The organism is Nostocoides australiense Ben110 (assembly GCF_001050535.1).
Taxonomy (GTDB): Bacteria; Actinomycetota; Actinomycetes; order Actinomycetales; family Dermatophilaceae; genus Nostocoides_A; species Nostocoides_A australiense.
In genome coordinates, this window is record NZ_HG764815.1 from 2,203,454 (window position 1) to 2,213,385 (window position 9,932).

The following is a 9,932-nucleotide window of genomic DNA, read 5'->3' on the forward strand; positions in this document are numbered from 1 at the left end:
GGCGGGGGCGCGCGTCGGCGCGCGGCGCCCAACCCGTCTGGACGAAGGCGCGGAACTCCTCGGTCGTCTGCCGGGCCCGATTGTCCGCCGTCTTCTGCTCCTCGCTCATGGCGCCATGGTGTCACGCAAACCGCGCCCCTACGGGGACACCCTTAGGATGGATTGCAGGTTCTCATTGCGTTATCCGTCCCTGTGTGCCGGGGGCGCTACGATCAGGAGGTGACATGGACGATCGTCGGATCCGTGTGGCCTTGGTCAACGACTACGAAGTGGTCGTCAAGGGCCTCGGCCGCATGTTCGAATCGCACTCCGACGAAGTTGAGGTCGTCGAGTACAACGTCAAGACCAGCGTGAGCCGCCCCGTCGACATCGCCCTTTTCGACACCTTTGCCCAGTCGCCCGACGGGGCCTCCTCGCACATCGACGACGTGCTCGCCGATCCCGATGTCGCGCGTGTCGTGCTCTATTCGTGGAATCTCGATCCGGATGCCGTCGCGGCGGGTATGGAGCGCGGCGTGCACGGTTACGTGAGCAAGACGCTCTCGACCGCGGAACTGATCGAGCAGTTGCGGAGGGTGAAGTCCGGTGAGTACGTCGTGCCCGACGCCCCCGCCCCGCCGGGCGATGGCGACGCAGACTCGCCCACGAACGGGGATTGGCCCGGCCGCGAGGCGGGATTGACCGCCCGCGAGTCCGAGATCATCGCCTTGATCACAACGGGCTTGTCCAACAACGACATTGCGCGCCAGACCTACCTATCGATCAACTCCGTCAAGTCCTACATCCGCAGTGCCTACCGCCGCATGGGCGTCAGCAGCCGCAGCCAGGCAGTCCTCTGGGGCGTCCAGCACGGATTGGCCCCTCAGGCGCCCGAGCGTCTGCACCCGGCGCGCTGAGCTTCTCGGGCGGGTCTTGCTCCCCGTAGTCGGAAGCCAGGTGAGCGGACGCGCTGGACGCAGCAGGGCTATTTCTCGGCAGCCTCGGGGCCGGGCCAGTTCTTGTCCGGCTGCGGGACCGGGCGGCCCGGCTGCTCGCCGCCACGGGCCTCGAGATAGTTCGCCTTGGGCACCATCACCTTGCGGCGGAAGATGCACACGACCTTGCCGTCCTGGTTGTAGGCGATGGACTCGACATAGACCACGCCCCGGTCGTCCTTGGACGAGGACTCCCACTTGTCGAGAACGGTGGTCTCCCCATAGAGCGTGTCGCCGTGGAAGGTCGGAGCGACGTGCCGCAGCGACTCGACCTCTAGGTTGGCGATGGCTTTGCCGGAGATGTCCGGCACGGACATGCCGAGCAGGATCGAGTAGACGTAGTTGCCGACGACGACGTTCTTGCCGAATTGCGTTGTCTCCTCGGCGTAATGGGCGTCCATGTGCAGTGGGTGGTGGTTCATCGTCAGCAGGCAGAACAGGTGGTCGTCGAACTCGGTGACCGTCTTGCCGGGCCAGTGCTTGTAGGTCGCGCCGACCTCGAACTCCTCGTAGCTGCGTCCGAACTGCATGCTGCGTCCACTCCTTCGTGCGTGCTGTGGGTATGCCGTTCCCATCCTCTCCGGTCGGCCTCGCGCGGGGGAGGCCGGCCGGTGGTGGGTTCCCTCACAGGCTCAGTACTTCGTCACCCGGGCCGGCGTGCCGTCCGGGCCGACCCAGCTGATCGTGGTGAACGACGGTGCGGATGAGGTCCCGGTGGCGGTGTAGTGCGCCCACAGGACGGCCTGGCCGCTCCCGGGGATCGGGGTGATCGTCGGATCGTCGGCGCCGAGGACCTTGGCGCCCGGCGTCAGCTGTGGCTTGCTCGACCCGGCGGGGACGAGCATGGCGAAGAACCCGTCCATCGTGGCGGCCGAGCCGCGTCCGATGTCGAGGACCGGATGCAGGCGCGCAGCACCGTCCGTGTCATCCAGCCACGAGGAGGTGTGGTCGCCGTCCGCGGTGAAGATCCCCATGACTCCGGCTCGCTGCGCCAGGTAAACCCGCGAACCGGCCTTGTCTCCCAACGAGACTGACGGCACTTCCGATCCGTCCTTGTCGAAAATCCGCCCGGACGTGTCCTGCCACAGGATGTCGACGATCCGATCCACGTCGCCACCGTCGGCGAAGAAGACCCCGAACGCCTGCCACGGGGATCCGGGCAGTGCGCTCTGCGCGGAAGTCGAGCTGTGCCCGCCCTGGGGGTCCTGGGGGAGCACGACGGAGAAGCGTTGTGCTGACCGTGGCAGCACACCGACGATCACGTGACTGTCCGGGCCCGAAGTTCCCCACGAGACGGCATTGGGAGCGAGCCCCTGAGTGCTCGAGCCGCCGATCGTGGTCAGAGTGCCGTCCTCCGCATAGGTCGAGTACGTCAGGTCCGAACCGGCCGTTTTCGGTGCCGGGTCCCAGGTCACGGCGAGCCGGCCGTAGCGGCCCGGATCAATGGTCTGTCCGTTCTCCGCGAGCGAGGTCGCCGGCTCGAGTTTGGCGGTCACCGGCGTCGCGTCGACCTTCGTGCTTGTGCCTGTCGCCGGGGGCGTGGAACCGTTGCCGAGGCCGAGGTTGCCGGCGACGGCATACCCGCCGATCGCGAGGGCGACCACGGCGGCAGTGGCGCCGGCCACGCGGCTCATCGTGCGTCGCCGGGCGGCGCGATGTCCTTGCGCGAGAAGCAGTTCGGTGTCGAACCCGGGGAGATCTGCATACGACAGCTCGGTGTGCAGCTGATCCTGGACGGCCGGGTCGAAGGTGGTCTGGTCGGTGCTCATCGCAGCAGTCCTTCCTCGGTGCTGGACGCGTGCTGTCGGAGTGCGGCAAGCCCGCGAGAGGCCGCGGACTTCACGGCGCCCCGGGAGATGCCGAGGGTGTCGGCGACGTGCGCCTCGCTCATGTCGGCGTAGTGGCGCAGCACGACGACCTTGCGTTGCTGCTCGGGCAAGGCGGCCAGGGCGCGCACCAGGGTGTCACGCCGGTCGGCGACGCCCTCGCGAGAGTCGACTGCGGTGTCGGGGAGGGTGTCGGTCACCGTCTCCTTGCGGGTCTTGCGCCAGGTGTCGATGCGTTGGTTGACGATGATGCGCCGGGTGTAGGCCATGGCCTCGTCGCTGCGGATGCGACCCCACGCTACATACGTTTTGGTGAGCGCCTCCTGGACCAGGTCCCGGGCGGCTTCGGCCTCGCCGGTCAAGGCGTAGGCCATGCGCAGCAGCGGCTGCTGCGCCGAGGCCACGAACGCGGTGAACTCCGCATCGCGGGTGGCCTTCGAAGGTCCGAACATCGCGCTCGCCCTTCCTTTCTCATCGGTCACCGGCGTACACGGACCGCGGCGCTGAAAGGTTGCCTCGTCCCGGAACTATCTCGGCAGGGCGCGGGTCAGCGGGAGGGTGATGGTGCTGGAGCGCGTGTCCAGCGTCATGGTCTTGGCCATCGGGGGGCGGATGGTGAACTCGTGGTCGCTCTGGATGACGACGATCCCGATGCGGGAGCCGGCCTGGAAGACGTGCTCGCTCGCCTCGAGGTCCACGTCCACGTTCATCCACTCCCCGGGCGTGACGGCCTCGGTGCGCCACTCGCCGTGGCGGTTCTGCGGATCGGTCCAGCCCATGGTGACCAGCGGCGAGAAGGCGCCGCCCGGGAGTTCGACGATGCCGACGGTGACATTGGCGTTCGGTTGGCCGAGCTTGATCCGCAGGTCGGCTCTCGCGAAGCCGGACAGCCGGGTCGGCTCGGTCAGCGGGTCGCTCGTGAACACGAGCCCCCGCCCGCGCCTGGGAAGCTGTCCGCCCAGCAGGGTGTATGCCGTGTCGTCGCGGAACGACAGGCGGGTAACGGTCTGGGGTTGGCCGGGAATTAGCCACTGCGACAACGATGTTGTGCGCGGCCGGCTGCCGGGCACGGGCCAGTCGGCATACCGCTCCAGGCTGCCGTCGACGGTTTCGACGAGCGCGTGCGGCTCGCGTTCGACACCATTGGCGAGACCCATGAGAAAGTGGGTGAACCAGCGATTCTGCTCACGCTGGGGCGGCGGGCCACCATGGCCGCCAGGATGCCAGTAGATCTTCACCGGCACTCCGCCGGCGCGCAGCGCGCGGTACCACCGGCCGGCCTGGCTGGGCTTGACGTTCCAGTCGCTCAGGCCGTGCGCGGCATACACGGCCGCGGTGACCCTCCCGGCTCGTGCGCGATAGTTGCGTTCCTGCCAGAACGCATTGCGATCGCCGGTGCGGCGGTCCTGCCGGCGCCCGAGGTCCTTGATGATGGGGGCGCAGATGGCCCGATTCGCCCGGGTGAGAACGAATTTGGCCAGGACGTCGGCGTCCTCGCCCTGATAGGACTGCGGCGCCACCACCGCGCCGCCGGAGCGGTAATAGTCGTACCAGTCGGAGATCGCGGAGATCGGGATGATCGCCTTGAGCTCCGGAACCCCTGTGGTGGCAACGGCATTCGGCAGCGTGCCGTCATAGGACGTGCCGACCATGCCCACCGAGGCGCGGAAGCCGTCCGGCCGCACGGCGCGGCCCCGGGCATCGACGGCGTGGCCACGCCCGGCGAGCCAGTCGATGACCGCTTTGGGGCCGAGGGTCTCGTTGGTGCCGCCGGTCGTCGGGCAGCCGGTCGACGTCCCGGTGCCCAGCGACTCCACCTCGACCCACCCGAAACCGCGGGGGACCCAGTATGCGGCGGTCCAGGGGTCGTGCAAGCCGTTGGCCGAATTGCCTTGGCGCGCTAGCGCATCCGTGCGTTGTGCCCACCGCGTGTCGGGGTAGTAGAGGTCGTGGTCGACGTTGTGGTTGGGCACCTCGTTGACCCCGGTGAAGTAGGGGCTGGCCGCCATGACGACCGGCACCCGGTCGGGGGCGTCATTGGCCCGCGCGTAGTTGACGTGCACGCGGTCCGGGCGGCCATCGCGGTCGGAGTCCACCGGAACCGTCACCCAGGCCTCCTTGACGATCCAGTCGCGCGGAGCACTGGCATACACCGGCTGCGCCGCGCCATCCACGACCACCGGCCCCGTCGCTCCCGCCGCGGCCGACGACGTGACAAGTCCGGGCGTCGCGACGGCTGCCAGCGCGAGGGCGATGGCGGTCCCGGCGTTGCGTTTCATGACTTCCCCTTCACGCCCGCCCACCCTAACGGCTGGCCCCCGTGGGCCGCGCCGGCCCGAGTATGACGACGGCAGTCCGTCGATGGATTCATCTTGGCGGAAGGGCCAACTCTTGGATGAGCTCCGGCGTCTACAAGGTGTCTGCGCGCCTGCGTCGGGCAGGCGCCTCAAGGAGGCGGAACCATGTTGCACATCAGTTTTCGTCACGCTTCGGCACTCACAGCGGTCGCGCTGATCGGGGCATTCGGCTCCGGTATGGGCGCCCAGGCCGAGGTCGCCCCCGCTGACCGCGCGGCGGTCACGTCGAAGCCCGGCTGGATCGCTCTGGAGACCCCGACCGGCGCCTTGTAGTTGATCAGCCCCACGGGTGCCCGCACCACCATCGCTGCGACCATCCCCGACGCGCCACCATGCAGTTGGCCGATGTCTCCGAAGACGGGACGAGGTTCCTGTTCGGCGGCGGCAAGACCACTCAGACCTACGACTCGACGACCAAGAAGTGGTCGCGATTCACCCTCCCGGGTGTCGGGTACACCCTGCGGTTGACGCGGCCGAGCGGCTCCGCCGTTCTCGCATTGAGCTTCGATCCGAGCAACGACGACATCAACCTCACCCGGTAGAGCCTTGGCGGCACCTTCCAGACGATGCTTCCGTATGCGGCGCGGGTCAGCGGGCCGCAGTGCGTGCTGCCGTCGGCTGACGGCGTCACCTATCTCTCGCCGGGCAAGAACGGCGGAATCGACGTGCGCGGCAATGCAACCGGCACCTACATCCGGACGATCGGCAAGTCCAGGATCATCTCGATAACCAGCCCCGAACCGGAGGTCGTGATCGGCCACCTGCGTGACCAACTCGGCGCGGTGGGTCTGCCCATCGGGCCCGATGACGGCACCGTCTTCCACTTCGATGGTGCTGGCTGGAGCGGCATCGTCACTCAGAGCGACGCGACGACGACCGTCAACTGGTCCGTCGCGCGCTGAGGACCGGCCAGCACGCCAGGGCGCGAGAAGCGGATCAGTCCTTGATCTCGGCGAGCACCTGGCCGTTGGTGACCGTGGCGCCGACCTGAGCAGCCAGGCCGGTGATGGTGCCGGCCTTGTGGGCGTTGATCGGCTGTTCCATCTTCATGGCCTCGAGGACGAGGATCAGTTCGCCGGCGGCGACCTCCTGGCCCTCCTCGACGGCGATCTTGACGATCGTGCCCTGCATCGGCGCGGTGAGGGAGTCGCCCGAGGCGGCCTGCCCGCTCTTGGCCGCCGACGAGCGGCGCGGAGCCTTCTTCTTGGCACCACCGACTGTGCCGCCACCACCGAGGGAGAGCCCACCCGGCAGCGAGACCTCGATGCGCTTGCCGCCGACTTCGACGACGACGTTGTGCCGCTCCTCCGCCTCGGGGACCTCGCCGGACGGCCCGGCATACGGCTCGATGTCGTTGTCGAACTCGGTCTCGATCCAGCGGGTGTGGATCTTGAACTTCTCCTGCGGGTCGGCCGGGGCGAAGTCGGGGTCGGCGACGACCTTGCGGTGGAAGGGCGTGACAGTGGGCATCCCCTCGATGTGCAGTTCGGCCAGTGCCCGGCGGGACCGTTCGATGGCCTGCTGCCGGGTGGCGCCGGTCACGATGAGCTTGGCGATCATCGAGTCGAACGCGCCGGCGACCGTGTCCCCCTCGACGATGCCCGCGTCCCAGCGCACTCCGGGACCGTGCGGCACCGTCATCTTCGTCACAGTGCCCGGCTGCGGCAGGAAGCCGCGGCCGGCGTCCTCGCCGTTGATCCGGAACTCGAAGGAGTGGGCGTGCGGCTCGGGGTCGGTGAAGGAGAGGGCCTCGCCATTGGCGATCTTGAACTGCTCGCGGACCAGGTCGACGCCGGTGACCTCCTCGGTGACCGGGTGCTCGACCTGCAGGCGGGTGTTGACCTCGAGGAAGGAGATGTCGCCTTCGGGGCCGACGAGGAACTCACAGGTGCCGGCACCGACATACCCAGCGCCCTTGAGGATCGCCTTCGAGGCGCGCAGCAGTTCGGTGTGCTGCTCCTCGGTGAGGAAGGGTGCGGGGGCCTCCTCGACGAGCTTCTGGTTGCGCCGCTGCAGCGAGCAGTCGCGGGTGGAGACGACCACGACGTTGCCGTGCTGGTCTGCGAGACACTGGGTCTCGACGTGCCGTGGACGGTCGAGGAAGCGCTCGACGAAGCACTCGCCGCGGCCGAACGCCGTCACGGCCTCGCGGACCGCGCTCTCGTAGAGCTCGGGGATCTCCTCCATGGTGCGGGCGACCTTCAGACCGCGGCCGCCACCGCCATACGCAGCCTTGATCGCGACCGGCAGCCCGTGCTCCTTCGCGAACTCGACGACCTCGTCCGGTCCGCTCACGGGGTCCTTGGTGCCGGGCACGAGGGGAGCGTCGGCGTCGAGGGCGATGTGCCGGGCCTTGACCTTGTCGCCGAGAGAATCGATGGCCTCGGGGCCGGGGCCGATCCAGACGAGGCCGGCTTCGATCACCTTCTGTGCGAACGGGCCGTTCTCGGCCAGGAAGCCGTAGCCGGGGTGGATCGCATCGGCGCCCGACTCCTTGGCGATCTCGATCAGCTTGTCCTGCAGCAGGTAGGAGTCGCCGGGGGTGCTGCCGCCGAGGGCATAGGCCTCATCCGCCACCTTGACGTGCAAGGCGTCGCGGTCCGGCTCGGCGTATACGGCGACCGATCCGATCCCGAAGTCCGTGCAGGCGCGGGCGATGCGGACGGCGATCTCGCCGCGGTTGGCGATGAGGACTTTGCTGATCGGCATACGAGCGAGCCTAGCGCTCCGCCCGAATCCGGCCACCGCTCGTTCCGGCCTGGGGAGGTGAGGTCGGTCATAAGGTGGTCCTATGCCGGTTCCCACAGTCGACCTGTCCGCCCCCGATGGCCCCGTCGCCATCCCGCAACTCGGCTTCGGTGTCTGGCAGGTGCCAGACGACGAGGCGCGCACCGCGATCGAGATCGCCCTGCGCGACGGGTATCGCCACATCGACACCGCGCGGCTCTATCACAACGAAGAGGGCACGGGAGCAGCGATCGCGGCGAGCGGCATACCGCGCGATCAGGTCTTCGTGACCACCAAGCTGTGGAACGACGATCAGGGCCGCGGGCGCACCGAGGCCGCCTTCGAAGGCTCGCTGGGCCGGCTCGGCATGGACTACGTCGACCTCTTCCTCATCCACTGGCCCGCGCCGGCCCACGGGTTGTATGCCGAGACGTGGGAGATCCTGCTGGAGTTGCGCGACAGCGGGCGCACCCGGGCCGCCGGGGTGTCGAACTTCCAGCCCGCGCATCTCGAGGCCGCGCACGCGCGGACGGGGGAGTGGCCGGCGCTCAACCAGATCGAGTTGCACCCCTATCTGCAGCAGAAGGAGCTGCGGGCCTTCCATGCCGAGCACGGCATCGTGACGGAGGCGTGGAGCCCGCTGGCTTCCGGCAAGGAGGTCATGGATGACCCGGTCATCCGGGGCATCGCCGAGAAGCACGGGTGCACTCCCGCGCAGGCGATCATCGCCTGGCACCTGGCGATCGGCAATGTCGTCATCCCCAAGTCGGTGACGCCCGCCCGGATCGCGGAGAACTTCGCGGCCCTGGACGTCGCGCTCGACGCGGACGACCTGGCGGCCATCGACGGCCTCGACCGGGGGATGCGCACCGGGCCGCACCCCGACGAGTTCAGCGGCGACCCGCAATGAGCGCGCCTCCGCCCCCGCCACCCCCGCCCCGGCGCGGGATGGACCGCCGCAAGTATCCGGCCTATGTGTCCGCCGCCGTCGCCGCCTCGTCGCTGGTGGCCTTCATCGTCGTCGCCTGGCTGGTGTATGCCGCGCTGACCTAGACGCCCGCCCCGGACCAGTCGAAAGCGCACGACGCGCCGTAATGGCGGGCTCAAAACGGCGTGTCGTGCACTTTCGACTGGGTTAGTTCAGAGCGGTAGCAGCCTGGCGACGAAGTGGCGCAGCTGGGCGAGGTTGCGGCACTCGTGCATGTCGACGATGTCGCTGTAGAGATGCGCCACCGAGTCGCCGGACGACCACTGACGGGCCGGCTCGGGGTTGAGGAAGAAGACGGCCTTGGCGCGCTCGTTGATGGTGTGCAGCGCGTCCAGGCCGGGGTCGGTGTTGTTGGTGCGGGCGTCGCCGAGGATGAGCACAACGGTGCGGTGGCCGACGGCGTCGAGGTGCTGGTCGGCAAAGTCGTGGAAGGCGGTGCCGTAGTCGGAGTTGCTGTGCCACTTGGTCATTCGGGCGGTGTCGGAGAAATTGCCGGACAGGTCGGCGCCGGGCGCGGCGGTGGCGATCGTCTCCGTCAACTCGTCGACGACGTTGACGAACCCGAAGATCCGGACCCGGCGGAACTGGCTCGCCAGGGCCTGCATGAGCAGGATCGTGAAGCGGGAGAAGCCCGCGACCGAGCTGGACATGTCGCACAGCAGCACCAGGTCGACCCGGCTCTTGCTGCGTTTCTGGTATGCCGGTCGCATCGGCACCCCGCCGGTCCCCATCGCGCGGCGCAGGGTGCGCCGGATGTCGATGGGGGCGCCGCGTCCGGCCCGGCGGCGGGCGGCGAGCCGGGTCGCGAGCTTGCGGGTAAGAGGAGTGATGGCGCGCCGCAGTTCGGCGAGTTTGTCGGGGCCCGCGAGGACGAACGAGGTCTGGTCGACGGGGGCGCGCACGGCGTAGCGGGCGATCCGTTCGGAGCCGCGGGCCTCGGCATTGCGCCGACGGGTCTCGGTCTCGACGGCACGACGGAATTCGGCTATCTCCGAACGCATTTCGTCACGCGTGAAGCGGCTGGCCAGGCCGCGTCCGGCCCCGCCGCTGCCGCCGGAGC

At 68.7% G+C, this 9,932-nt stretch carries 12 protein-coding genes; 6 read left to right on the plus strand and 6 right to left on the minus strand.

Translation table 11 applies throughout. The features are described 5' to 3' along the window. Positions 1 to 224: 224 nt before the first annotated feature. Positions 225 to 896: a response regulator transcription factor gene (locus tag BN11_RS10650; protein WP_048697460.1), complete on the plus strand. Its 672-nt coding sequence runs from the start codon at positions 225 to 227 to the stop codon at positions 894 to 896. A gap of 68 nt (positions 897 to 964) precedes the next feature. Here BN11_RS10650 and BN11_RS10655 read toward each other — a convergent pair whose 3' ends face one another. The 4 genes from BN11_RS10655 to BN11_RS10670 all read right to left on the minus strand — a co-directional run bounded on the left by BN11_RS10655 (position 965) and on the right by BN11_RS10670 (position 5,079). Further along, positions 965 to 1,504 carry a MaoC family dehydratase gene (locus BN11_RS10655; RefSeq protein WP_048697463.1) on the minus strand — a complete coding sequence of 180 codons (540 nt, stop codon included), beginning with the start codon at positions 1,502 to 1,504 and terminating at the stop codon, positions 965 to 967. A gap of 102 nt (positions 1,505 to 1,606) precedes the next feature. After that, positions 1,607 to 2,743, minus strand: a complete 1,137-nt coding sequence (locus BN11_RS10660) for a hypothetical protein (protein ID WP_048697465.1) — start codon at positions 2,741 to 2,743, stop codon at positions 1,607 to 1,609. After that, positions 2,740 to 3,252, minus strand: a complete 513-nt coding sequence (locus tag BN11_RS10665; RefSeq protein WP_048697469.1) for a SigE family RNA polymerase sigma factor — start codon at positions 3,250 to 3,252, stop codon at positions 2,740 to 2,742. Before BN11_RS10665 ends, BN11_RS10660 begins: the two co-directional genes overlap by 4 nt. Positions 3,253 to 3,327: 75 nt before the next feature. Beyond that, complete coding sequence (locus BN11_RS10670) at positions 3,328 to 5,079, minus strand: CocE/NonD family hydrolase (RefSeq protein ID WP_048697473.1); 1,752 nt, start codon at positions 5,077 to 5,079, stop codon at positions 3,328 to 3,330. Positions 5,080 to 5,262: 183 nt separating this feature from the next. On the opposite strand from BN11_RS10670, the gene BN11_RS22615 reads away from it, so the two are divergent. The 3 genes from BN11_RS22615 to BN11_RS10680 are packed head-to-tail and all read left to right on the plus strand — an operon-like array spanning position 5,263 to position 6,059. Further along, positions 5,263 to 5,430, plus strand: coding sequence for a hypothetical protein (locus tag BN11_RS22615; protein WP_157044081.1), 168 nt, complete (start codon positions 5,263 to 5,265; stop codon positions 5,428 to 5,430). A gap of 59 nt (positions 5,431 to 5,489) precedes the next feature. After that, entirely contained in the window at positions 5,490 to 5,699 is a 210-nt protein-coding gene (locus BN11_RS10675; RefSeq protein WP_048697476.1) for a hypothetical protein, read from the plus strand. Positions 5,700 to 5,723: 24 nt separating this feature from the next. Then, a complete protein-coding gene (locus tag BN11_RS10680) occupies positions 5,724 to 6,059 on the plus strand; it encodes a hypothetical protein (protein ID WP_048697479.1) in 336 nt (111 codons plus the stop codon). Between the two features lie 34 nt (positions 6,060 to 6,093). Here the strand turns inward: BN11_RS10680 and BN11_RS10685 are convergent, their stop codons facing one another. After that, positions 6,094 to 7,866 (minus strand): acetyl/propionyl/methylcrotonyl-CoA carboxylase subunit alpha, encoded by a 1,773-nt coding sequence (locus BN11_RS10685; RefSeq protein WP_048697483.1) that lies wholly within the window; start codon positions 7,864 to 7,866, stop codon positions 6,094 to 6,096. Positions 7,867 to 7,948: 82 nt separating this feature from the next. Between BN11_RS10685 and BN11_RS10690 the strand changes: the two genes are divergently transcribed. Both BN11_RS10690 and BN11_RS22620 read left to right on the plus strand, forming a co-directional pair. Beyond that, entirely contained in the window at positions 7,949 to 8,794 is an 846-nt protein-coding gene (locus tag BN11_RS10690) for an aldo/keto reductase (RefSeq protein ID WP_048697486.1), read from the plus strand. After that, positions 8,791 to 8,937, plus strand: coding sequence for a hypothetical protein (locus BN11_RS22620; RefSeq protein ID WP_157044082.1), 147 nt, complete (start codon positions 8,791 to 8,793; stop codon positions 8,935 to 8,937). Before BN11_RS10690 ends, BN11_RS22620 begins: the two co-directional genes overlap by 4 nt. Before the next feature lie 87 nt (positions 8,938 to 9,024). On the opposite strand, the gene BN11_RS10695 is transcribed toward BN11_RS22620, so the two are convergent. Next, positions 9,025 to 9,932: VWA domain-containing protein (locus BN11_RS10695; RefSeq protein WP_157044366.1), on the minus strand; the 908-nt coding region annotated here is incomplete at its 5' end.

Coding starts and splice junctions, on each gene's coding strand:
- BN11_RS10650 (WP_048697460.1), top strand. CDS start 225: ATGGACGATCGTCGGATCCGTGTGGCCTTGGTCAACGACTACGAAGTG.
- BN11_RS10655 (WP_048697463.1), bottom strand. CDS start 1,504: ATGCAGTTCGGACGCAGCTACGAGGAGTTCGAGGTCGGCGCGACCTAC.
- BN11_RS10660 (WP_048697465.1), bottom strand. CDS start 2,743: ATGAGCACCGACCAGACCACCTTCGACCCGGCCGTCCAGGATCAGCTG.
- BN11_RS10665 (WP_048697469.1), bottom strand. CDS start 3,252: ATGTTCGGACCTTCGAAGGCCACCCGCGATGCGGAGTTCACCGCGTTC.
- BN11_RS10670 (WP_048697473.1), bottom strand. CDS start 5,079: ATGAAACGCAACGCCGGGACCGCCATCGCCCTCGCGCTGGCAGCCGTC.
- BN11_RS22615 (WP_157044081.1), top strand. CDS start 5,263: ATGTTGCACATCAGTTTTCGTCACGCTTCGGCACTCACAGCGGTCGCG.
- BN11_RS10675 (WP_048697476.1), top strand. CDS start 5,490: ATGCAGTTGGCCGATGTCTCCGAAGACGGGACGAGGTTCCTGTTCGGC.
- BN11_RS10680 (WP_048697479.1), top strand. CDS start 5,724: ATGCTTCCGTATGCGGCGCGGGTCAGCGGGCCGCAGTGCGTGCTGCCG.
- BN11_RS10685 (WP_048697483.1), bottom strand. CDS start 7,866: ATGCCGATCAGCAAAGTCCTCATCGCCAACCGCGGCGAGATCGCCGTC.
- BN11_RS10690 (WP_048697486.1), top strand. CDS start 7,949: ATGCCGGTTCCCACAGTCGACCTGTCCGCCCCCGATGGCCCCGTCGCC.
- BN11_RS22620 (WP_157044082.1), top strand. CDS start 8,791: ATGAGCGCGCCTCCGCCCCCGCCACCCCCGCCCCGGCGCGGGATGGAC.